The 21,258-nt window shown below is 56.4% G+C and carries 34 protein-coding genes; 33 read left to right on the top strand and 1 reads right to left on the bottom strand.

Translation table 11 applies throughout. The features are described 5' to 3' along the window. The 31 genes from EKA13_RS09895 to bfr all read left to right on the top strand — a co-directional run. The coding region (locus EKA13_RS09895) for an EF-Tu C-terminal domain-related protein (protein ID WP_202814033.1) at nucleotides 1-73 on the top strand (73 nt) is incomplete at its 5' end. Between the two features lie 142 nt (nucleotides 74-215). Further along, nucleotides 216-527 (top strand): 30S ribosomal protein S10, encoded by a 312-nt coding sequence (rpsJ, locus tag EKA13_RS09890; RefSeq protein WP_003186070.1) that lies wholly within the window; start codon nucleotides 216-218, stop codon nucleotides 525-527. An 81-nt stretch (nucleotides 528-608) separates the two neighbouring features. Next, complete coding sequence (gene rplC / locus EKA13_RS09885) at nucleotides 609-1,244, top strand: 50S ribosomal protein L3 (protein ID WP_065759211.1); 636 nt, start codon at nucleotides 609-611, stop codon at nucleotides 1,242-1,244. Between the two features lie 12 nt (nucleotides 1,245-1,256). Beyond that, a complete protein-coding gene (gene rplD, locus EKA13_RS09880; RefSeq protein WP_065759207.1) occupies nucleotides 1,257-1,859 on the top strand; it encodes a 50S ribosomal protein L4 in 603 nt (200 codons plus the stop codon). Then, nucleotides 1,856-2,155, top strand: coding sequence for a 50S ribosomal protein L23 (rplW, locus tag EKA13_RS09875; protein WP_065759206.1), 300 nt, complete (start codon nucleotides 1,856-1,858; stop codon nucleotides 2,153-2,155). Before rplD ends, rplW begins: the two co-directional genes overlap by 4 nt. Nucleotides 2,156-2,169: 14 nt before the next feature. Beyond that, complete coding sequence (rplB, locus tag EKA13_RS09870) at nucleotides 2,170-2,994, top strand: 50S ribosomal protein L2 (protein WP_065759205.1); 825 nt, start codon at nucleotides 2,170-2,172, stop codon at nucleotides 2,992-2,994. A gap of 16 nt (nucleotides 2,995-3,010) precedes the next feature. Beyond that, the gene (rpsS, locus tag EKA13_RS09865) at nucleotides 3,011-3,286 is read left to right on the top strand and encodes a 30S ribosomal protein S19 (protein ID WP_002555486.1); all 276 of its coding nucleotides are present in this window, start codon (nucleotides 3,011-3,013) and stop codon (nucleotides 3,284-3,286) included. 11 nt (nucleotides 3,287-3,297) lie between these two features. Continuing rightward, on the top strand, nucleotides 3,298-3,630 hold the full coding sequence (rplV, locus tag EKA13_RS09860; RefSeq protein ID WP_003103908.1) for a 50S ribosomal protein L22: 333 nt from the start codon (nucleotides 3,298-3,300) through the stop codon (nucleotides 3,628-3,630). A gap of 13 nt (nucleotides 3,631-3,643) precedes the next feature. Beyond that, nucleotides 3,644-4,330, top strand: coding sequence for a 30S ribosomal protein S3 (rpsC, locus tag EKA13_RS09855; protein WP_010220308.1), 687 nt, complete (start codon nucleotides 3,644-3,646; stop codon nucleotides 4,328-4,330). 12 nt (nucleotides 4,331-4,342) lie between these two features. Next, nucleotides 4,343-4,756: a 50S ribosomal protein L16 gene (rplP, locus tag EKA13_RS09850; protein WP_003255479.1), complete on the top strand. Its 414-nt coding sequence runs from the start codon at nucleotides 4,343-4,345 to the stop codon at nucleotides 4,754-4,756. Next, nucleotides 4,756-4,947 carry a 50S ribosomal protein L29 gene (gene rpmC, locus EKA13_RS09845; RefSeq protein WP_065759204.1) on the top strand — a complete coding sequence of 64 codons (192 nt, stop codon included), beginning with the start codon at nucleotides 4,756-4,758 and terminating at the stop codon, nucleotides 4,945-4,947. The genes rplP and rpmC overlap by 1 nt, the downstream gene beginning before the upstream one ends. A gap of 2 nt (nucleotides 4,948-4,949) precedes the next feature. Next, on the top strand, nucleotides 4,950-5,216 hold the full coding sequence (gene rpsQ, locus EKA13_RS09840) for a 30S ribosomal protein S17 (protein ID WP_008374160.1): 267 nt from the start codon (nucleotides 4,950-4,952) through the stop codon (nucleotides 5,214-5,216). Nucleotides 5,217-5,239: 23 nt separating this feature from the next. Next, nucleotides 5,240-5,608: a 50S ribosomal protein L14 gene (gene rplN / locus EKA13_RS09835; protein WP_002555479.1), complete on the top strand. Its 369-nt coding sequence runs from the start codon at nucleotides 5,240-5,242 to the stop codon at nucleotides 5,606-5,608. Nucleotides 5,609-5,619: 11 nt separating this feature from the next. Beyond that, complete coding sequence (gene rplX / locus EKA13_RS09830; RefSeq protein WP_008374158.1) at nucleotides 5,620-5,934, top strand: 50S ribosomal protein L24; 315 nt, start codon at nucleotides 5,620-5,622, stop codon at nucleotides 5,932-5,934. 20 nt (nucleotides 5,935-5,954) lie between these two features. Then, complete coding sequence (rplE, locus tag EKA13_RS09825; RefSeq protein ID WP_009397500.1) at nucleotides 5,955-6,494, top strand: 50S ribosomal protein L5; 540 nt, start codon at nucleotides 5,955-5,957, stop codon at nucleotides 6,492-6,494. A 13-nt stretch (nucleotides 6,495-6,507) separates the two neighbouring features. Next, nucleotides 6,508-6,813, top strand: coding sequence for a 30S ribosomal protein S14 (rpsN, locus tag EKA13_RS09820; RefSeq protein WP_065759203.1), 306 nt, complete (start codon nucleotides 6,508-6,510; stop codon nucleotides 6,811-6,813). 206 nt (nucleotides 6,814-7,019) lie between these two features. Further along, nucleotides 7,020-7,412, top strand: coding sequence for a 30S ribosomal protein S8 (gene rpsH / locus EKA13_RS09815; RefSeq protein WP_010220313.1), 393 nt, complete (start codon nucleotides 7,020-7,022; stop codon nucleotides 7,410-7,412). A gap of 12 nt (nucleotides 7,413-7,424) precedes the next feature. Then, nucleotides 7,425-7,958, top strand: coding sequence for a 50S ribosomal protein L6 (gene rplF / locus EKA13_RS09810; protein ID WP_065759202.1), 534 nt, complete (start codon nucleotides 7,425-7,427; stop codon nucleotides 7,956-7,958). A gap of 10 nt (nucleotides 7,959-7,968) precedes the next feature. After that, nucleotides 7,969-8,319, top strand: a complete 351-nt coding sequence (gene rplR / locus EKA13_RS09805) for a 50S ribosomal protein L18 (RefSeq protein WP_011531893.1) — start codon at nucleotides 7,969-7,971, stop codon at nucleotides 8,317-8,319. A 3-nt stretch (nucleotides 8,320-8,322) separates the two neighbouring features. Further along, nucleotides 8,323-8,823 (top strand): 30S ribosomal protein S5, encoded by a 501-nt coding sequence (gene rpsE, locus EKA13_RS09800; RefSeq protein WP_065759201.1) that lies wholly within the window; start codon nucleotides 8,323-8,325, stop codon nucleotides 8,821-8,823. Nucleotides 8,824-8,825: 2 nt separating this feature from the next. Beyond that, a complete protein-coding gene (gene rpmD / locus EKA13_RS09795) occupies nucleotides 8,826-9,002 on the top strand; it encodes a 50S ribosomal protein L30 (protein ID WP_010220317.1) in 177 nt (58 codons plus the stop codon). A 3-nt stretch (nucleotides 9,003-9,005) separates the two neighbouring features. After that, nucleotides 9,006-9,440 (top strand): 50S ribosomal protein L15, encoded by a 435-nt coding sequence (rplO, locus tag EKA13_RS09790; RefSeq protein ID WP_065759200.1) that lies wholly within the window; start codon nucleotides 9,006-9,008, stop codon nucleotides 9,438-9,440. Then, nucleotides 9,441-10,772: a preprotein translocase subunit SecY gene (gene secY, locus EKA13_RS09785; RefSeq protein WP_065759199.1), complete on the top strand. Its 1,332-nt coding sequence runs from the start codon at nucleotides 9,441-9,443 to the stop codon at nucleotides 10,770-10,772. It begins immediately after the preceding gene. Between the two features lie 28 nt (nucleotides 10,773-10,800). After that, complete coding sequence (gene rpmJ, locus EKA13_RS09780) at nucleotides 10,801-10,917, top strand: 50S ribosomal protein L36 (protein WP_002555468.1); 117 nt, start codon at nucleotides 10,801-10,803, stop codon at nucleotides 10,915-10,917. A gap of 131 nt (nucleotides 10,918-11,048) precedes the next feature. Beyond that, nucleotides 11,049-11,405, top strand: a complete 357-nt coding sequence (rpsM, locus tag EKA13_RS09775; protein WP_065759198.1) for a 30S ribosomal protein S13 — start codon at nucleotides 11,049-11,051, stop codon at nucleotides 11,403-11,405. Between the two features lie 30 nt (nucleotides 11,406-11,435). Next, nucleotides 11,436-11,825 carry a 30S ribosomal protein S11 gene (gene rpsK, locus EKA13_RS09770; protein WP_065759197.1) on the top strand — a complete coding sequence of 130 codons (390 nt, stop codon included), beginning with the start codon at nucleotides 11,436-11,438 and terminating at the stop codon, nucleotides 11,823-11,825. Between the two features lie 15 nt (nucleotides 11,826-11,840). Continuing rightward, on the top strand, nucleotides 11,841-12,461 hold the full coding sequence (gene rpsD / locus EKA13_RS09765; RefSeq protein ID WP_065759196.1) for a 30S ribosomal protein S4: 621 nt from the start codon (nucleotides 11,841-11,843) through the stop codon (nucleotides 12,459-12,461). A gap of 22 nt (nucleotides 12,462-12,483) precedes the next feature. Next, nucleotides 12,484-13,485, top strand: coding sequence for a DNA-directed RNA polymerase subunit alpha (locus EKA13_RS09760; RefSeq protein ID WP_017901544.1), 1,002 nt, complete (start codon nucleotides 12,484-12,486; stop codon nucleotides 13,483-13,485). A 41-nt stretch (nucleotides 13,486-13,526) separates the two neighbouring features. Next, a complete protein-coding gene (gene rplQ / locus EKA13_RS09755; protein ID WP_065759195.1) occupies nucleotides 13,527-13,913 on the top strand; it encodes a 50S ribosomal protein L17 in 387 nt (128 codons plus the stop codon). A 172-nt stretch (nucleotides 13,914-14,085) separates the two neighbouring features. Further along, nucleotides 14,086-15,534 carry a catalase gene (locus tag EKA13_RS09750; protein ID WP_065759194.1) on the top strand — a complete coding sequence of 483 codons (1,449 nt, stop codon included), beginning with the start codon at nucleotides 14,086-14,088 and terminating at the stop codon, nucleotides 15,532-15,534. A gap of 155 nt (nucleotides 15,535-15,689) precedes the next feature. After that, nucleotides 15,690-16,154: a bacterioferritin gene (bfr, locus tag EKA13_RS09745; protein WP_065759193.1), complete on the top strand. Its 465-nt coding sequence runs from the start codon at nucleotides 15,690-15,692 to the stop codon at nucleotides 16,152-16,154. A 58-nt stretch (nucleotides 16,155-16,212) separates the two neighbouring features. On the opposite strand, the gene uvrA is transcribed toward bfr, so the two are convergent. Next, on the bottom strand, nucleotides 16,213-19,047 hold the full coding sequence (gene uvrA / locus EKA13_RS09740; RefSeq protein WP_065759192.1) for an excinuclease ABC subunit UvrA: 2,835 nt from the start codon (nucleotides 19,045-19,047) through the stop codon (nucleotides 16,213-16,215). A gap of 129 nt (nucleotides 19,048-19,176) precedes the next feature. Here uvrA and EKA13_RS09735 point away from each other — a divergent pair, with 129 nt between their 5' ends. Both EKA13_RS09735 and EKA13_RS09730 read left to right on the top strand, forming a co-directional pair. After that, nucleotides 19,177-20,571 carry an MFS transporter gene (locus tag EKA13_RS09735; protein WP_065759191.1) on the top strand — a complete coding sequence of 465 codons (1,395 nt, stop codon included), beginning with the start codon at nucleotides 19,177-19,179 and terminating at the stop codon, nucleotides 20,569-20,571. Nucleotides 20,572-20,580: 9 nt separating this feature from the next. After that, a complete protein-coding gene (locus EKA13_RS09730; RefSeq protein WP_065759190.1) occupies nucleotides 20,581-21,090 on the top strand; it encodes a single-stranded DNA-binding protein in 510 nt (169 codons plus the stop codon). Nucleotides 21,091-21,258 lie beyond the last annotated feature (168 nt).

Below are 21,258 nucleotides of genomic sequence, written 5' to 3'. Positions count from 1 at the left end.
TGGTCTGCGTTTCGCTATCCGTGAAGGCGGTCGTACCGTCGGCGCTGGCGTCGTAGCCAAAATCATCGAGTAATATTCGATGCTTTGAAAAGCCCCCGCTCAGCGGGGGCTTTTTTTATTGGGTTGACACCCAACTGGGGCGTCTATAGAATCACGCCTCCTTTTAACGGGCGTAGTGCGCCCGGTGGGAATAGCAGCCTGGAGTCTGAAATCCAATGCAAAATCAGCAAATCCGTATCAGGTTGAAGGCTTTTGACCATCGCCTGATCGACCAATCCACCCAGGAAATCGTGGAAACCGCGAAACGTACTGGTGCTCAAGTGCGTGGTCCAATTCCACTGCCTACCCGTAAAGAGCGGTTCACCGTTCTGGTCTCCCCGCACGTCAACAAAGACGCGCGTGACCAGTACGAGATCCGTACTCATAAGCGCGTACTGGACATCGTCCAGCCAACGGATAAAACCGTTGATGCACTTATGAAGCTTGATCTTGCGGCAGGTGTGGAAGTGCAGATCAGCCTCGGCTAAGACTCGGGTCTTAGTCGTGTAACGCTCTGAAATGGGCGGCCATAGCGGGTGAAAGCCCCGTACACTCATGAGGTTTACAACATGACTATTGGTGTAGTCGGTCGTAAATGCGGTATGACCCGTATTTTCACCGAAGAAGGTGTCTCCATTCCGGTCACGGTCATTGAGATCGAGCCGAATCGCGTCACCCAGTTCAAAACTGAAGAAACCGATGGCTATCGTGCAGTGCAAGTCACTGTAGGTGAGCGTCGTGCTTCGCGCGTGACTGCTGCTCAGGCAGGTCACTTCGCTAAAGCGAACGTTGCCGCTGGTCGCGGTGTCTGGGAATTCCGCCTTGAAGAAGGCGAGTACCAGGCTGGCGACTTGATCAATGCTGAACTCTTCGCTGCAGGCCAACTGGTAGATGTTACCGGTCAGTCCAAAGGTAAAGGCTTTGCCGGTACCATCAAGCGTTGGAATTTCCGCGGTCAAGATAACACCCACGGTAACTCCGTTTCCCACCGCGTCCCGGGCTCTATCGGCCAGTGCCAGACTCCTGGTCGTGTATTCAAGGGCAAAAAAATGTCCGGTCATATGGGCGCCGAGCGCGTGACCGTTCAGTCCCTCGAAGTAGTGCGCGTCGACGCTGAACGCAATCTGTTGCTGGTCAAGGGTGCCGTTCCTGGCGCTACTGGCGGCGATCTGGTTGTGCGTCCGGCTGCCAAGGCTCGCGGTTAAGGGGAAGCTGACATGCAACTAAATGTAAATGACGCTCAAGCGATCGAAGTTTCCGAACTGACTTTCGGCGGCGAATTCAACGAGACGCTGGTTCACCAAGCAGTCGTGGCCTACATGGCTGGCGGCCGTCAAGGTACCAAGCAGCAGAAAACCCGTTCCGACGTTGCTGGTGGCGGTAAGCGCCCATGGCGTCAGAAAGGTACTGGCCGTGCTCGTGCCGGTACTATCCGTAGCCCAATCTGGCGTGGCGGCGGTACCACTTTCGCAGCTCGTCCTCAGGATCACTCGCAGAAGCTCAACAAGAAGATGTACCGCGCAGCACTGCGCTCCATCCTCGCTGAGCTGGTGCGTACCGACCGTCTGGTCGTGGTTCAGGACTTCGCTGTTGAAGCACCGAAAACCAAAGACCTGCTGAACAAGCTGAACGGTATGGGTCTGACCGACGTACTGATCGTTTCTGAGGCTGTTGATCAGAATCTGTACCTGGCTGCTCGCAACCTGCCGCACGTCGATGTACGTGACGTACAAGGTTCCGATCCGGTCAGTCTGATCGCATACGACAAAGTGTTGATCACTGTGTCGGCCGTGAAGAAATTCGAGGAGCTGCTGGGATGAACCAGGAACGCGTATTTAAAGTTCTACTTGGCCCGCACGTTTCCGAGAAGGCCACGGTTCTGGCTGAGAAGAAAGGCCAGTTCGTATTCAAGGTTGCTACTGATGCAACCAAGCTGGAAATCAAGAAGGCTGTCGAAGGTCTGTTCGGTGTCAAGGTCGAGAACGTCACTACCGTGAACGTTCTGGGTAAGACCAAGCGCACCGCTCGTGGTCTGGGCAAGCGCAATGACTGGAAGAAGGCGATCGTATCCCTTCAGCCAGGCCAAGATCTCGATTTCAGCAGCAGTGCTGAGTAAGGAAGGGGTGCATCATGGCAATCGTTAAATGCAAACCGACTTCCCCTGGCCGCCGTTTCGTGGTCAAGGTGGTCAACCAGGAGCTGCATAAAGGCGCTCCTCACGCACCGCTGCTCGAGAAGAAATCGAAGACTGGTGGTCGTAACAACAATGGCCGCATCACTACTCGTCACGTAGGTGGTGGTCATAAGCAGCATTACCGTATGGTCGACTTCCGTCGCAACGACAAGGACGGCATCGCCGCCACTGTCGAGCGTATTGAATACGATCCAAACCGTACTGCTCACATCGCACTGCTGTGCTATGCAGACGGCGAGCGCCGCTACATCATCGCCCCTAAAGGCGTGAGTGCTGGCGACCAGCTGATCGCAGGTGCTCTGGCTCCAATCAAGCCAGGCAACTCCCTGCAGCTGCGTAACATCCCAGTGGGTAGCACCATTCACGGCATCGAACTGAAGCCGGGCAAAGGTGCACAAATCGCTCGTTCCGCTGGTGCTTCGGCTCAGCTGATCGCTCGCGAAGGTGTCTACGTGACCCTGCGTCTGCGCTCTGGTGAAATGCGTAAAGTCCTGGCTGAATGCCGTGCGACCCTGGGTGAAGTCTCGAACTCCGAGCACAGCCTGCGTTCGCTGGGTAAAGCTGGTGCTAAACGCTGGCGTGGCGTTCGCCCAACCGTTCGTGGTGTTGCCATGAACCCGGTTGACCACCCGCACGGTGGTGGTGAAGGTCGTACCTCCGGTGGTCGTCATCCGGTATCGCCATGGGGCTTCCCGACTAAGGGTGCTAAGACTCGTGGTAATAAGCGTACCGACAATATGATCGTCCGTCGTCGCAAGTAAATAGAGGGATACGACAGTGCCACGTTCTCTGAAAAAAGGTCCTTTTATTGATCTTCACCTACTGAAGAAGATCGAAGTGGCGGCGGAAAAGAACGATCGCAAACCAGTTAAAACCTGGTCGCGCCGTTCCATGATCCTGCCACAAATGGTCGGTTTGACCATCGCGGTACACAACGGTCGCCAACACGTCCCAGTTCTCGTGAACGAAGACATGGTCGGCCATAAACTGGGCGAGTTCGCCGGTACCCGCACCTACCGCGGGCACGTGGCTGACAAGAAAGCCAAGCGTTAAGGGGTAAGGAAATGGAAGTAGCCGCTAAGTTGTCGGGCGCTCGCATCTCCGCCCAGAAAGCCCGCTTGGTCGCCGACCAGATCCGCGGGAAGAAGGTGGGCGAAGCGCTCAACCTGTTGGCCTTCAGCAGCAAGAAAGCCGCTGAAATCATGAAGAAAGTCCTCGAGTCGGCCGTAGCCAACGCCGAGCATAACGAAGGCGCAGACGTTGATGACCTGAAGGTCTCCACCGTTTTCGTCAACGAAGGGCGTTCGCTGAAGCGTATCATGCCGCGTGCCAAAGGCCGCGCTGATCGCATCGTCAAGCGGTCTTGCCATATCACTGTCAAGGTTGCGGACAAGTAACGGAGTCGATCAGATGGGTCAGAAAGTACATCCCACTGGCATTCGCCTGGGAATCGTCAAGGAGCACACCTCCGTCTGGTATGCAGACGGTCGGACTTATGCGGACTATTTGCTCGCAGATCTGAACGTGCGTGAGTATCTCCAAGACAAACTAAAAAGCGCGTCCGTTAGCCGTATCGATATCCATCGTCCGGCCCAAACTGCACGCATCACCATCCACACCGCTCGTCCAGGTATCGTTATCGGGAAGAAAGGTGAGGATGTTGAAAAACTGCGTCAGGACCTGACCAAGCAAATGGGTGTGCCTGTGCACATCAATATCGAAGAGATCCGCAAGCCGGAACTCGACGGTATGCTGGTTGCTCAGAGCGTAGCTCAGCAGCTGGAGCGTCGTGTGATGTTCCGTCGCGCCATGAAGCGCGCTGTACAGAACGCCATGCGTATTGGTGCCAAAGGCATCAAAATCCAAGTGAGCGGTCGTCTCGGCGGTGCTGAAATCGCACGTACTGAATGGTATCGCGAAGGTCGTGTGCCACTGCACACCCTGCGTGCCGATATCGACTATGCCACCTACGAAGCTCACACCACTTATGGTGTGATCGGTGTCAAGGTTTGGATCTTCAAAGGCGAAGTTATCGGTGGTCGCCAAGAAGAACTGAAACCACAAGCACCAGCGCCTCGTAAAAAAGCTGCTAAGTAAGGGGTACGCCAAATGTTGCAACCAAAGCGTACAAAATTCCGCAAGCAGATGACCGGCCACAACCGTGGTCTGGCACTGCGCGGTAGCAAAGTCAGCTTCGGCGAATTTGCTCTGAAAGCTGTTGCTCGCGGTCGTCTCACCGCTCGCCAGATCGAGTCGGCACGTCGTGCTCTGACTCGTCACGTAAAACGTGGCGGCAAGATCTGGATCCGTGTATTCCCGGACAAGCCGATCTCCAAGAAGCCTCTCGAAGTGCGGATGGGTAAAGGTAAGGGTTCCGTGGAGTACTGGGTTGCCCAGATCCAGCCAGGCAAAGTCCTGTACGAGATCGAGGGTGTTTCTGAAGAGCTGGCGCGTGAGGCATTCGCCTTGGCGGCTGCAAAGCTGCCTCTCGCCACCTCCTTTGTTAAGCGGACGGTGATGTGATGAAAGCGAATGAACTTCGTGACAAATCAGCACAGCAACTGAACGAGCAACTGCTCGGCTTGCTGCGCGACCAGTTCAATCTGCGCATGCAGAAAGCAACTGGCCAGTTGGGGCAGTCGCACCTGCTCTCGCAAGTTAAGCGTGACATCGCTCGCGTGAAAACTGTGCTCAACCAGCAGGCAGGTAAGTGATCATGGCTGAAGCTGAAAAAACCGTCCGTACGCTGACTGGCCGTGTCGTCAGCGACAAAATGGACAAGACCATCACCGTACTGATCGAGCGTCGCGTTAAGCACCCGATCTACGGTAAATACGTTAAGCGTTCGACTAAGCTGCACGCGCACGACGAAACCAATCAGTGCCACATCGGCGACAAGGTCTCCATTCGCGAGACCCGTCCGCTGGCCAAGACCAAGTCCTGGGCACTGGTTGAAGTTCTCGAACGCGCTGTTGAAGTCTAAGGGCTAAGGGTCGGAGAAATTTTATGATTCAGACTCAATCCATGCTCGATGTGGCCGATAACAGCGGCGCTCGTCGCGTCATGTGCATCAAGGTGCTCGGCGGTTCCCACCGTCGTTACGCCGGTATCGGTGACATCATCAAAGTAACCGTCAAGGAAGCAATTCCTCGCGGTAAAGTGAAAAAGGGCCAGGTGATGACTGCTGTTGTAGTCCGCACCCGTCACGGCGTTCGCCGTGCCGATGGTTCGATTATCCGCTTTGATGGCAACGCTGCTGTTCTGTTGAACAACAAGCAAGAGCCAATCGGCACCCGTATCTTTGGGCCAGTGACCCGTGAACTTCGTACTGAGAAGTTCATGAAGATCGTCTCGCTCGCCCCAGAAGTGCTGTAAGGAGATCCGACATGCAAAAGATTCGTCGTGACGACGAGATCATCGTGATCGCCGGCAAAGACAAAGGTAAGCGCGGTAAGGTGCTGAAGGTGCTCGCTGACGACCGTCTGGTCGTTGGTGGGATCAACCTGGTGAAGCGTCATACCAAGCCTAACCCTATGTCGGGCGTACAAGGCGGTATCGTCGAGAAAGAAGCGCCACTGCACGCTTCCAACGTCGCCATTTTCAACGGCGAAACCAACAAGGCTGACCGCGTTGGTTTCAAAGTAGAAGAAGGCAAAAAAATTCGTGTCTTCAAGTCGACCCAAAAAGCGGTTGATGCTTGAACACTGCTAGGTAGAAGACCATGGCACGACTGAAAGAGATTTATCGGAAGGAAATCGCTCCCAAGCTTAAGGAAGAACTTAAGCTGGCGAACGTGATGGAAGTTCCGCGCGTTACCAAAATCACCCTGAACATGGGTCTGGGCGAAGCGATCGGCGACAAAAAAGTCATCGAGCACGCTGTTGCTGACCTGGAAAAGATCACCGGTCAAAAAGCCGTTGTGACTTTCGCACGGAAATCCATCGCGGGCTTCAAAGTCCGTGAGGGCTGGCCGATTGGCGTTAAAGTTACTCTGCGCCGCGATCGTATGTACGAATTCCTGGACCGCCTGCTGGCGATCTCCCTGCCTCGGGTTCGCGACTTCCGCGGCCTGAATGCCAAGTCCTTCGATGGTCGTGGCAACTACAGCATGGGCGTGAAAGAGCAGATCATCTTCCCGGAAATCGATTACGACAAGATCGATGCTCTCCGCGGTCTGGACATTACCCTGACCACTACTGCTCGTACGGATGACGAAGGTCGCGCCCTGCTGCGTGCTTTCAAATTCCCGTTCCGCAACTGATTGGAGTAGGAAAATGGCCAAGAAGAGCATGAAAAACCGCGAGCTGAAGCGTCAGCTCACGGTTGCTAAATACGCCAAGAAGCGTGCTGAGCTCAAAGCTACCATCGTTAATCTGAATGCAACTCCAGAAGAGCGTTGGGCAGCAGCTGTAGCTCTGCAGAAGCAGCCACGTGACGCAAGCGCCTCGCGCATGCGTAACCGCTGCCGCATCACCGGCCGTCCACACGGCGTTTACCGCAAGTTCGGCCTGGGCCGTAACAAGCTGCGTGAAGCAGCAATGCGCGGTGACGTCCCAGGTCTGGTTAAAGCCAGCTGGTAAGACGTGCCGACAGTGTCCTGGCGGAGGAGGAGCAATCTTCCGACCGCCGGTGACCTGGCAACGAAACAAGCCCCTTATGGGGCTTGTTTCGTTTCTGGGATGTGTCTAGAATGACCGGCTCACCTGAGCCCGGGTTTTTCCTGGGTCGTTCGGGTGTCTGTAGTAGCCGAAAGGCTAATTATTCTTGTATCAGGAGCGTCTAGCCCATGAGTATGCAGGACCCGTTAGCGGACATGCTAACTCGAATCCGTAATGCCCAGATGGCTGAAAAGTCCGTCGTAAGCATGCCTTCTTCTACCCTGAAGGTGGCTGTAGCCAAAGTTCTGAAAGACGAAGGTTACATCGCGGGTTACCAGGTCAGCAGCGAAGTTAAACCGTCGCTGTCCATCGAGCTGAAATACTTCGAAGGCCGTCCAGTCATCGAAGAAGTCAAGCGCGTAAGTCGTCCAGGCCTGCGTCAGTACAAGTCCGTCGAAGAACTGCCGAAAGTACGTGGCGGTCTGGGCGTGTCTATCGTCTCCACCAACAAAGGTGTGATGACTGATCGTGCTGCGCGCGCTGCCGGTGTCGGCGGCGAAGTTCTCTGCACTGTGTTCTAAGGGGGGATAAGCATGTCTCGCGTCGCTAAGAACCCCGTAAAGCTGCCAGCAGGCGTCGAAGTTAAGTTCGCCGGCCAACAGCTTTCGGTGAAGGGTGCCAAGGGCACTCTCGAACTGAATGTTCACTCGTCCGTAGAAGTCGTCGAAGAAGCCGGTGAGCTGCGTTTCGCTGCTCGCAATGGCGATCAACAGACTCGCGCCATGGCCGGTACTACCCGTGCTCTGGTTAACAACATGGTCCAGGGCGTAAGCCAAGGCTTCGAGCGTAAGCTCCAGCTGGTCGGTGTTGGTTACAAGGCTCAGGCCAAAGGCGAAGTGCTGTCCCTGGCTCTCGGTTTCTCCCACCCGGTTGATTATCAGCTGCCGCAAGGCGTCACTGCTGAGACCCCAAGCCAGACCGATATCCTGATCAAGGGCATCGATAAGCAACTGGTTGGTCAAGTGGCCGCTGAAATTCGCGATTTCCGTCCGCCAGAGCCTTACAAAGGTAAGGGTGTGCGTTACGCGGATGAAGTCGTCCGTCGTAAAGAAGCCAAGAAGAAGTAGGGCCTAGCAAATGACCGACAAAAAAGTTACTCGACTGCGTCGCGCTCGCAAAGCACGTCTGAAAATGCACGAGCTCGAAGCCGTGCGTCTCTGCGTGTTCCGCTCTTCGCAGCACATCTACGCCCAGGTCATTTCGGCCGACGGCAGCAAAGTCCTGGCCAGCGCCTCGACTTTGGACAAAGAACTGCGTGATGGCGCCACTGGCAACATCGACGCGGCCACTAAGGTTGGCAAGCTGGTTGCCGAGCGTGCGAAAGCCGCTGGCGTTTCTCAAGTTGCTTTCGACCGTTCTGGCTTCAAGTACCACGGCCGTGTCAAGGCACTGGCTGATGCTGCTCGTGAAGGCGGGCTGGAGTTCTAAGTTATGTCAAATAACGACCAAAAGCGCGACGAAGGCTACATCGAGAAGCTGGTTCAAGTTAACCGCGTAGCTAAAACCGTAAAAGGCGGCCGTATCTTCACTTTCACCGCGTTGACCGTGGTTGGTGATGGTAAAGGTCGTGTTGGCTTCGGCCGTGGCAAGTCGCGTGAAGTGCCTGCTGCGATCCAGAAGGCAATGGAAGCTGCTCGTCGCAACATGATTCAAGTGGACCTGAACGGCACCACTCTGCAGTACGCTACCAAGGCCGCCCACGGCGCCTCGAAGGTTTACATGCAGCCTGCCTCTAACGGTACCGGTATCATCGCTGGCGGCGCAATGCGTGCTGTCCTGGAAGTTGCTGGTGTTCAGAACGTTCTGGCCAAGTGCTACGGTTCGACCAACCCAGTGAACGTGGTTCATGCCACTTTCAAGGGTCTGAAAGCCATGCAATCTCCTGAGTCCATTGCCGCCAAGCGTGGCAAGAGTGTTGAGGAGATCATCTGATCATGGCTACCGTTAAAGTAACGTTGATCAAAAGTACCGCTGGCCGTCTGCCTAACCACAAACTGTGTGTTAAAGGCCTGGGTCTGCGTCGCATCGGTCACACTGTAGAAGTCCTGGATACTCCCGAGAACCGCGGGATGATCAACAAGGCTTACTACATGCTGCGCGTCGAGGGTTAATCGATGAAACTCAATGATCTGAGTCCAGCGCCGGGTTCCCGTCGCGAGAAGCATCGTCCGGGTCGTGGTATCGGTAGCGGTTTGGGTAAGACTGGTGGCCGTGGCCACAAAGGTCAGACCTCCCGTTCCGGTGGCACCATCGCTCCAGGCTTTGAAGGCGGTCAACAGCCGCTGCATCGTCGTCTGCCGAAGTTCGGCTTCGTTTCGCTGAAAGCCATGGACCGCGCAGAAGTGCGTCTGTCCGAGCTGGCTAAAGTGGAAGGCGACGTCGTCACCGTGCAATCCCTGAAGGATGCCAACGTGATTAACCAAAACGTACAGCGCGTGAAAATCATGCTGTCCGGTGAAGTTACTCGCGCAGTCACCATCAAGGGCGTCGCTGCCACCAAAGGTGCGCGTGCGGCTATCGAAGCAGCTGGCGGCAAGTTCGAGGAATAAATGGCTAAGCAAGGTGCTCTCTCTTCGCTCGGCAAGGGCGGGATGTCTGAACTCTGGGCTCGTCTGCGTTTTCTGTTCCTGGCGATTATCGTCTATCGGATCGGCGCACACATCCCTGTTCCAGGTATCAATCCGGACCGGCTGGCGGAACTGTTTCGACAGAATGAGGGGACCATTCTTAGCTTGTTCAACATGTTTTCCGGCGGCGCGCTGGAGCGGATGAGCATCTTTGCATTGGGGATCATGCCGTACATTTCGGCATCGATCATCATGCAGCTGATGACCACCGTCAGCCCGCAGCTGGAGCAGTTGAAGAAGGAAGGTGAATCTGGCCGTCGCAAGATTAGCCAGTACACCCGCTACGGCACCGTCGTTCTGGCGCTGGTTCAAGCTATTGGCATGTCTATTGGCTTGGCCGGTCAGGGCGTAGCGTTTTCTGCTGATTTTGGCTTCCATTTCGTTGCGGTCTCCACTTTTGTGGCGGGCGCGATGTTCATGATGTGGCTGGGTGAGCAGATCACGGAGCGCGGTGTCGGCAACGGTATCTCGATGTTGATCTTCGCGGGTATCGTTGCCGGTCTTCCGAGAGCAATCGGGCAGTCTTTCGAGTCTGCGCGTACGGGTGATATCAACATTATCGCCCTGATCGTTATCGGTCTTCTGGCAGTAGCGATCATCGGTTTTGTGGTGTTCATTGAGCGTGGTCAGCGTCGTATCGCCGTTCATTACGCCAAGCGTCAGCAGGGCCGTAAGGTCTTTGCTGCGCAGACCAGCCACCTGCCGTTGAAGGTGAACATGGCCGGGGTTATCCCAGCCATTTTCGCGAGCAGCATCTTGCTGTTCCCGGCTTCGCTGGGTGCCTGGTTCGGTCAGTCCGAAGGTATGGGCTGGCTGCAGGACATCTCGGAGTCGATCGCTCCTGGTCATCCATTGAATATTCTGCTGTTTAGTGCAGGGATCATTTTCTTCTGCTTCTTCTATACGGCGTTGATGTTCAATCCGAAAGACGTAGCGGAAAACCTGAAGAAGTCCGGTGCCTTTATTCCGGGCATCCGTCCAGGCGAGCAGTCGGCGCGCTACATTGATGGCGTTCTGACCCGTTTGACCATGTTCGGTGCTCTTTATATGACGGCCGTCTGCCTTCTGCCCCAGTTCCTGGTGGTGGCTGCAAACGTTCCGTTCTACCTTGGCGGGACCTCGTTGCTGATTGTGGTAGTGGTTGTGATGGACTTCATGTCCCAAGTACAATCGCACCTCGTTTCGCACCAGTACGAATCCCTGATGAAGAAAGCCAACCTGAAAGGCTACGGTGGCAGCGGTCTGCTGCGTTGATAGTCCCTTAAGGTTCGAGGAGTTGGTGATGAAAGTTCGTGCATCGGTGAAAAAGCTGTGCCGTAACTGCAAAATTATTCGCCGCGAAGGTGTCGTTCGAGTAATTTGCAGCGCGGAACCACGTCACAAACAGCGCCAAGGCTGAGTGTGATCTGTGCTTCAAGCCCAGCAGCTAGTGCGCTGCTGGGTTGATTATTTGTTTCTACAGCGATATTATCTCGCGCCCTATTTCTTGGCTTCCGGGGCGTAGGTAGCTGTCAATTGGAGTCCCACTGAATGGCCCGTATTGCAGGCGTCAACATTCCAGATAACAAGCACACTGTTATCTCGCTGACCTACATCTATGGTGTTGGTCGCACTACTGCACAGAAAATCTGTGCAGAGACTGGGGTCAACCCAGCCGCAAAGATCAAAGATCTGAGCGACGAGCAGATTGAACAGCTGCGTAGCGAAGTTGCGAAGTTCACCACCGAAGGTGATCTGCGTCGCGACATCAACATGAAAATCAAGCGGTTGATGGACCTGGGCTGCTACCGCGGTCTGCGTCATCGTCGGGGTCTGCCAGTACGCGGTCAGCGTACCAAGACCAACGCGCGTACCCGTAAAGGTCCGCGTAAGCCGATCCGCAAGTAATCGCACCAGCGAATCGACAGGAAAATAGACATGGCAAAACCTGCTGCTCGTCCTCGTAAAAAAGTCAAAAAGACAGTGGTTGATGGGATCGCCCACATCCACGCGTCTTTCAACAACACCATCGTGACCATCACCGATCGTCAAGGTAACGCACTGTCGTGGGCTACCTCCGGCGGTTCGGGTTTCCGTGGTTCGCGCAAATCCACCCCGTTCGCGGCCCAAGTTGCTGCAGAGCGTGCTGGTCAAGCTGCGCTGGAGTACGGTCTGAAAAACCTCGACGTTAACGTCAAGGGTCCAGGTCCAGGTCGTGAGTCCGCTGTTCGTGCTTTGAACAGCTGTGGCTATAAGATCGCCAGCATCACCGACGTGACGCCAATCCCGCACAACGGGTGCCGTCCGCCGAAGAAGCGCCGCGTGTAATCAGGAGACAGATAAATGGCACGTTACATTGGTCCAAAATGCAAACTGTCTCGTCGTGAAGGCACTGATCTGTTCCTGAAGAGCGGCGTTCGCGCTCTGGAATCGAAGTGCAACATCGAAGCAGCCCCAGGTATTCACGGTCAGCGTCGTGGTCGTCAGTCCGACTACGGCACCCAGCTGCGTGAGAAGCAAAAAGTCCGTCGTATCTACGGCGTTCTCGAGCGTCAGTTCAGCGGTTACTACAAGGAAGCAGCCTCCAAGAAGGGTGCTACCGGCGAGAACCTGCTGCAACTGCTCGAGTGCCGTCTGGACAACGTCGTTTATCGTATGGGCTTTGGCGCTACTCGTGCCGAATCCCGTCAGCTGGTTTCGCATAAAGCGATCAGCATCAACGGCAAGACTGTAAACGTTCCGTCCTACCAAGTTCGTCCGGGTGACGTGGTCGCAGTTCGCGAGAAATCGTTGAACCAGCTGCGCATTGTTCAAGCCCTTGAACTGTGCGCCCAGCGTGGCCGCGTTGAGTGGGTAGAAGTAGATGCTGCTAAAAAATCCGGTGTTTTCAAGAACGTCCCGGCTCGCAGCGACCTGTCTGCCGACATCAACGAAAACCTGATTGTCGAGCTCTACTCCAAGTAAGGGCTAGAAAATAGGTGCATCCATGCAGATTTCGGTAAATGAGTTTCTGACGCCCCGCCACATTGATGTGCAGGTCGTCAGTCCAACCCGCGCCAAGATCACGCTCGAGCCTCTCGAGCGTGGCTTCGGCCATACCCTGGGCAACGCGCTGCGTCGCATCCTGTTGTCCTCTATGCCTGGCTGTGCAGTAGTCGAGGCCGAAATTGACGGCGTACTCCATGAGTACTCGGCAATTGAAGGTGTACAGGAAGATGTTATTGAGATCCTGTTGAACCTGAAAGGCCTGGCTATCAAACTGCATGGTCGTGACGAAGTTACGCTGACCTTGTCGAAAAAGGGTTCGGGGGTGGTTACCGCTGCCGATATTCAGCTGGATCATGATGTCGAGATCGTTAACCCCGATCACGTAATCGCTAACCTGGCGTCTAACGGCGCTTTGAACATGAAGCTCACCGTAGCTCGTGGTCGTGGTTATGAGCCGGCCGATTCGCGTCAGAGCGATGAAGACGAGAGCCGCAGCATTGGTCGCTTGCAGCTTGACGCTTCGTTCAGCCCGGTTCGCCGTATCGCCTACGTGGTGGAAAACGCCCGTGTCGAGCAGCGTACCAACCTGGATAAGCTGGTTATCGATCTGGAAACCAACGGTACTCTGGATCCTGAAGAGGCAATCCGTCGTGCAGCAACCATTCTGCAACAGCAGTTGGCTGCGTTCGTCGACCTCAAAGGTGACAGTGAGCCTGTGGTAGTGGAGCAGGAAGACGAGATCGATCCGATCCTGCTTCGCCCGGTTGACGATCTGGAATTGACCGTACGTTCGGCCAACTGCCTGAAGGCGGAGAACATCTACTACATCGGTGATCTGATTCAGCGCACCGAAGTAGAGCTGTTGAAAACTCCGAACTTGGGTAAGAAGTCCCTGACTGAAATCAAGGACGTTCTGGCTTCCCGTGGTCTGTCCCTCGGCATGCGCCTCGACAACTGGCCGCCTGCAAGTCTTAAGAAAGACGACAAGGCGACTGCCTGATCGTCGTAATCACCGAACGTAAGTTTGGTAAGGAATGAACCATGCGTCATCGTAAAAGTGGTCGTCACCTGAGCCGCACCAGCGCGCACCGCAAAGCCATGTTCCAAAACATGGCGGTGTCGCTGTTCGAGCACGAGCTGATCAAAACTACCCTGCCTAAAGCCAAGGAACTGCGCCGCGTTGCCGAGCCGCTGATCACCCTGGCCAAGGAAGACAGCGTAGCTAACCGTCGTCTGGCCTTCGACCGTACTCGTTCGAAAGCCATCGTTGGTAAGCTGTTCAACGATCTGGGCAAGCGCTATGCCACCCGTCAGGGCGGCTACCTGCGTATCCTCAAGTGCGGTTTCCGCGCTGGCGATAACGCACCTATGGCGTACGTCGAGCTGGTTGATCGTCCTGTCGGTGGCGTAGTAGAAGCTGCTGAGTAAGACGAACAGTCTGAAACAAGGAACCGGGCCTAGTGCCCGGTTTTTTGTTTTCATTGTGATTGAAATAAGCTATTGATCTTGATCAATTAATGAATTTGATCGTGTCGTCTTCATGCTCAATACTCCCTCTCAGCCGACTAGCCGGCAGCATTATTCTGAAAAGGGAGAGAGCATGAGCCAGAACAAGACACTGACCACCGCCAGCGGTGCTCCGGTTGCCGATAACCAGAACTCGCGTTCTGCCGGCCCACGTGGTCCGCTGCTGCTGGAAGATTTTCACCTGATTGAAAAGCTCGCGCACTTCAACCGTGAGAACATTCCGGAGCGTCGTGTACATGCTAAAGGCTCGGGCGCTTATGGCACCTTCACCGTCACCCGGGATATCAGCCAATACACCAGTGCCAAACTGTTCGAGGCAGTAGGCAAGCAGACGCCAACGTTCCTGCGATTCTCTACGGTGGGCGGCGAGCGGGGCTCTGCCGATACCGAGCGCGATCCTCGTGGGTTTGCCGTGAAGTTCTACACCGAGGAAGGTAACTGGGACATTGTGGGCAACAACACGCCGGTTTTCTTCATTCGGGACCCGCTGAAGTTCCCCGACTTCATCCATACCCAGAAGCGCTTGCCACAAAGTAACCTGAAGAGCCCGCAGGCGATGTGGGACTTCTGGTCGCATTCGCCAGAGGCATTGCACCAGGTCACCATCCTGTTCTCTGATCGGGGCATTCCGGATGGCTACCGTCATATGCACGGCTTTGGTAGCCATACCTTCAGCCTGATCAACGCGGCTGGTGTGCGTCATTGGGTCAAGTGGCACTTCAAGACCAAGCAAGGTATCAAGAACCTGGCGCCGGCCGAGGCGACTCGCCTTGCTGGCACCGATCCGGATTACGCCCAGCGGGATCTGTTCGAGGCGATTGAACGAGGCGACTTCCCTAGATGGAGTGTCTGTATCCAGGTCATGACCGAGGATCAGGCCGCTGCGCACAGCGATAACCCATTCGATGTCACCAAGACCTGGTCGCAGAAGGCGTTCCCGCTGATTGAAGTGGGTGAGCTTGAGCTCAATCGTAACCCGCTGAACTACTTTGCCGAGGTTGAGCAGGCGGCTTTCGCGCCGAGCAATCAGGTGCCGGGTGTTGGCCTATCGCCAGACCGTATGCTGCAGGGGCGTGTGTTCGCTTATGCCGATGCTCACCGCTACCGTGTAGGGACCAACCATCAGCAGTTGCCTGTTAACGCTCCGAAGAGCCCTGTGAACAGTTACCAGCGTGATGGTGCGATGGCCCTGGGCAGTAATGGCGGAGCAGCACCGAACTATGAGCCAAACAGCTACAGCAATGCCCCCAAGCAGGCGCCTCAGTACGCCGAACCAGCGCTTGTACTCAATGGCGCTGCGGACCGTTACGATCATCGTGAGGATGGTGACTACTACAGCTATGCCGGTGCCCTGTTCCGTTTGATGAACAGTGAACAGAAAGCGCTGCTGATCAGTAATATCGCGGGCGCGATGAAGGGTGTGTCGCAGGATGTTGTTCAACGTCAGTTGCAGCACTTCCTCAAGGCTGATGCGGCCTACGGTGAAGGTGTTGCCAAGGCGTTGGGGGTCAAACTGGCATAAGTCGAAGTGATAAGCAGAACCGCCCGCATTAGGGCGGTTTTTCAATGCAATTGACTACTGTTTGCGCCCCTTTTTACCTGATTTTACGTTAATCGCAGTGACCTCTCCGTCATCCTGGTTCACACTGTCACTTTCACTTAGGGAGAAGCAGGGCGATGCAAGGTCACCCGGACGTAATCGACTACCTCAACACGTTGCTGACGGGAGAACTGGCGGCACGTGATCAGTATTTCATCCACTCGCGCATGTATGAAGACTGGGGCTTGAGCAAGCTCTACGAGCGTATCAACCATGAGATGGAAGAAGAGGCACAACACGCTGACGCCCTGATTCGCCGTATTCTCATGCTTGAAGGCACACCGCGTATGCGTCCTGACGATCTGGACATCGGTGCTACCGTGCCGGATATGTTCGCTGCCGATTTGCGCCTCGAGTACAAAGTCCGTGCAGCACTGTGCAAAGGCATCGAGTTGTGCGAGTTGCACAAGGACTACATCAGCCGCGATATCTTGCGTGCGCAACTGGCTGACACCGAGGAAGATCACACCTACTGGCTGGAGAAGCAGTTGGGCCTGATCAAGTCCATCGGCCTGGAAAACTACCTGCAATCGCAGATGTAGTTCGCGATGCTGCAAAAAAGCCCCTGCCGTTTGCGCGGCAGGGGCTTTTTCATGGGCGTCAGGCCCTGTCGCGCAGTAACAACGGTTTTAGGTAATGACCTGTGTGCGACTGCTCCATCTCCGAGACCTCTTCAGGTGTCCCGCAGGCGATGATCTGGCCTCCTCGGGAGCCACCCTCCGGGCCGAGATCGACCAGCCAGTCGGCCGTCTTAATCACATCCAGGTTGTGTTCGATCACTACCACGGTGTTGCCGTGGTCACGAAGCCTGTGCAGCACATCGAGCAACTGCTGAATATCGGCGAAGTGCAAACCGGTAGTCGGCTCATCGAGGATGTACAGCGTCTTGCCAGTATCGCGCTTGGACAGTTCGCGCGACAGCTTCACCCGCTGAGCCTCACCACCGGACAAGGTGGTCGCAGATTGCCCCAGCTTGATGTAGGAGAGCCCCACGTCCATCAGCGTCTGCAGCTTGCGCGCCAGCGCCGGTACTGCATCGAAGAACTCCCGCGCTTCCTCGATGGTCATCTCAAGAACTTCGTGGATGTTCTTGCCCTTGTATTTGATCTCCAGGGTTTCGCGGTTGTAGCGTTTGCTCTTGCAGACATCGCACGGCACATAGATGTCAGGTAGAAAGTGCATCTCGACTTTGATCAGGCCATCGCCCTGGCACGCTTCACAGCGTCCGCCCTTGACGTTGAAGGAGAAGCGTCCCGGGCCATAGCCGCGTGAGCGCGACTCCGGCACGCCGGAGAACAGTTCGCGAATCGGTGTGAACAGGCCGGTATAGGTGGCCGGGTTGGAGCGCGGCGTGCGACCGATCGGGCTTTGGTCGATGTCTACGACCTTGTCCAGGTGTTGCAGGCCATCACAGCTGCTATGCGGTGCCGCTTCAAGGCTGGTCGCACCATTAAGGGCGGTCGCGGCCAGGGGGAACAGCGTGTTGTTGATCAGGGTTGACTTGCCTGAGCCGGAAACGCCGGTCACGCAGGTCAGCAGGCCAATCGGAATCTCCAGGTCAACGTTCTGCAGGTTGTTGCCACGCGCGCCCTTGAGCTTCAATGAGCGCTTCTTGTCACGCGGCGTGCGGGTGGCCGGTACGGCAATTTTGACCCGGCCCGAGAGGTATTTACCGGTCAGCGAGTCAGGGTGTGCCATTACCTCGGCAGGCGTGCCTTCGGCGACGATTTGTCCACCGTGTACGCCAGCGCCAGGACCAATATCCACTACATAGTCAGCCAGACGAATGGCGTCCTCGTCATGCTCCACCACGATCACGGTGTTGCCGATATCGCGCAGATGGTTGAGGGTCGCCAGGAGGCGGTCATTGTCCCGTTGATGCAGGCCGATGGACGGCTCGTCGAGGATATACATCACCCCGACCAACCCGGCACCGATCTGGCTGGCTAGCCGAATACGCTGTGCTTCGCCGCCCGACAGGGTGTCGGCACTACGGTCTAGCGTCAGGTAATCCAGGCCCACGTTCACCAGGAACTGCAGGCGCTCACAGATTTCCTTGAGGATCTTGTCGGCGATTTCACCGCGTCGCCCGGTCAGTTTCAGGCCGCCGAAGTACTCGCTGGCATCGCCGATTGGCAGGCTGGTAACGGCTGGCAGGGTTTTCTCGCCAACCCATACGTGCCGTGCTTCGCGTCGCAACCGTGTGCCGCGGCAGTCAGGGCAGGGCTGAGTGCTGAGGAACTTGGCCAACTCTTCGCGGACGGTGGCCGATTCGGTTTCCCGGTAGCGACGCTCCAGGTTCGGCACGATGCCTTCGAAGGGGTGTGACCGCTTGACGATATCGCCGCGGTCGTTGAGGTACTTGAAGTCGACATTCTGGTTGCCGCTGCCGTGCAGAATGACCTTCTGCTGGTCGGCTGGCAGCTCGCCGAATGGCACCTCGAGACTGAACCCATAGTGCGCGGCCAAGGAGCCAAGCATCTGGAAGTAATAGACGTTACGTCGGTCCCAGCCGCGTATCGCGCCCTCTGCCAAGGTCAGTTCATTGTTGACCAGGCGTTTGACATCGAAGAACTGTTTCACGCCGAGGCCGTCGCAGGTTGGACACGCGCCGGCGGGGTTGTTGAAGGAAAACAGCTTAGGTTCCAGTTCGCTGATGGCATGGCCGCAGATCGGGCAGGCGAAGCGGGCGGAGAAGATCAGCTCTTCGCCTGGCTCTTCATCCATTGGCGCAACCAGGGCGATGCCATCGGCCAGCTTTAGAGCCGTTTCGAAGGACTCCGCCAGGCGTTGCTGCAGGTCCTCACGCACCTTGAAGCGATCGACCACCACTTCGATGGTGTGCTTCTTCTGTTTGTCCAGCTTGGGCAGTTCGTCGAGCTCGAACAGCTTGCCGTTGACCCGGGCGCGGACAAAGCCCTGAGCGCGCAACTCCTCGAAGATCGCCAGGTGTTCGCCCTTGCGCTCTCGAATCACCGGCGCCAGCAGCATCAGCTTGCTGCCTTCAGGCTGCGCCAACACCAGGTCGACCATCTGGCTGACGGTCTGTGCTTCCAGCGGAATGTCGTGGTCCGGGCAGCGTGGCGTACCAACACGTGCGTAAAGCAGGCGCAGGTAGTCGTAGATTTCGGTGATGGTGCCGACAGTCGAGCGTGGGTTGTGCGAGGTCGACTTCTGCTCGATGGAAATCGCTGGCGACAGGCCTTCAATGGTGTCGACGTCAGGCTTTTCCATCATCGAGAGGAACTGCCGGGCATAGGCCGACAGCGATTCGACATAACGGCGCTGGCCTTCGGCATAGAGGGTGTCGAACGCCAACGACGACTTTCCGGAGCCAGACAGGCCGGTGATGACGATCAGTTTGTCCCGGGGCAGGGTCAGGTCGATGTTCTTAAGGTTGTGGGTTCGTGCCCCACGAATCAGGATCTTGTCCACTGCGGCCTCGCTTGGCGGGCATAAACCGGTGAGTATAAGGCTGCATGCCAGCACGCGGCAAAGCGTCACGTATATGCTGACAATCGATCGGGCTGGTAGAATCGCCGCCGGTTCACACGAGGTTTATCCATGCACGATCCCCACAGCGAACGCATGAGTGGTAGCGAGACTCGCGCCGCAAGCGGCCTGGCACTGGTGTTCGCATTCCGTATGCTAGGCATGTTCATGGTGTTGCCGGTTCTGGCGACCTATGGCATGGACCTGGCCGGCGCCACGCCGGCACTGATTGGCCTGGCCATTGGTGCCTATGGCCTGACCCAGGCATTCCTGCAGATCCCGTTCGGGATCATTTCCGATCGGATTGGTCGGCGTCCGGTTATTTATCTGGGCCTGGTCATCTTTGCCCTGGGGAGTGTGTTGGCGGCCAACGCCGACAGCATTTGGGGCGTGATTGCCGGGCGCGTACTGCAAGGCGCCGGTGCTATTTCGGCGGCAGTCATGGCGCTGCTGTCGGATTTGACCCGCGAGCAACATCGAACCAAGGCCATGGCCATGATTGGCATGAGTATCGGTTTGTCCTTTGCGGTGGCCATGGTGGTAGGGCCCCTGCTGACGCGGGCCTTTGGCTTGTCGGGGTTGTTTCTGGCCACAGCGGCGATGGCGCTTGTCGGCATCGCGCTGATCGCGTTCGTCGTTCCAGCCTCCCACGGCGCCTTGCAGCACCGTGAGTCGGGTGTGGCGAAACAGGCCCTTGGCCCGACCTTGCGGCACCCTGATCTGTTGCGTCTGGATGTCGGTATCTTTGTTCTGCACGCCATCCTGATGGCCAGTTTCGTGGCCTTGCCATTGGCGCTCGTCGAGCGTGGCGGCTTGCCGAAGGAGGAGCACTGGTGGGTGTACCTGACGGCCCTGCTCATTTCATTCTTCGCAATGATTCCGTTCATCATCTACGGCGAAAAAAAGCGCAAGATGAAGCGTGTGTTGCTCGGGGCTGTGAGTGTATTGATGCTCACTGAACTATTCTTCTGGGTATCGGCAGACAACTTGCAAGAACTGGTGATCGGCACCGTGATATTCTTCACCGCCTTCAACCTGTTGGAGGCGTCGTTGCCTTCGCTGGTAAGCAAGGTGTCGCCTGCCGGTGGCAAGGGAACTGCAATGGGGGTTTACTCCACCAGTCAGTTCCTGGGTGCCGCGCTAGGGGGAATTATCGGTGGCTGGTTGTTCCAGCACGGTGGCTTGAGCATGGTCTTCCTCGGATGTGCGTTGCTCTGTGCCCTGTGGTGGGTGGTTGCGGTAGGCATGCGTGAGCCGCCGTACGTGACCAGCCTGCGCATGCCGCTGTCGGCCGAGGCCGTCCGTGAAGCGGGGCTGACCGAGCGGCTTATGGCCGTCCCGGGTGTGACCGACGCAGTGGTGGTGGCAGATGAAGCCGCCATCTATATCAAACTGGATACGAAAATTTTGGATCGTTCGACCCTGGAGCGCCTGGTCAATCCGGCATCCGCGGCGTGCGAAGCCTAGGAGAACGTTATGGCCCGTGGGGTTAACAAAGTCATATTGGTCGGTACTTGCGGCCAGGATCCCGAAGTCCGCTACCTGCCCAACGGTAACGCCGTGACCAACCTGAGCCTGGCGACCAGCGAGCAGTGGACCGACAAGCAAACCGGTCAGAAGGTCGAGCGCACCGAGTGGCACCGCGTATCGATGTTCGGCAAGGTTGCCGAGATCGCTGGCGAATACCTGCGTAAGGGTTCCCAGGTCTACATCGAGGGCAAGCTGCAAACCCGCGAGTGGGAAAAAGACGGCATCAAGCGTTACACCACCGAGATCATCGTCGACATGCAGGGCACCATGCAGCTGCTCGGCGGTCGTCCGCAGAACCAGGACGGTGCTCCGCAGGGTGGTGGTAACAACTACAACCAGGCCCCGCGTCAGCAGGCGCCACGCCCACAGCAGGCACCACAGCGTCCAGCTCCGCAGCAGCCAGCACCACAGCCGGCTCCGGACTTCGACAGCTTTGATGATGATATTCCGTTCTAATGGATAGACGTTGAATGCAATGGCTTCACAAGGCGTGGTGTGGTCCGGCGCCTTATAGGCCAAGCAGTACGTTTTAAAATGGAAAAGCCCTGATCTTCATGAGGAGATCAGGGCTTTTTTGTCTGTGAAGGCGAGCAATGCGCTTTACACGAAGGACGGCTTTTTCAA

Source organism: Pseudomonas defluvii (assembly GCF_001695625.1).
In the GTDB taxonomy this organism is placed as follows: domain Bacteria; phylum Pseudomonadota; class Gammaproteobacteria; order Pseudomonadales; family Pseudomonadaceae; genus Aquipseudomonas; species Aquipseudomonas defluvii.
The sequence above is the reverse complement of the archived record's forward strand: the minus strand, read 5'-3'. Positions and strand labels throughout refer to the sequence as shown.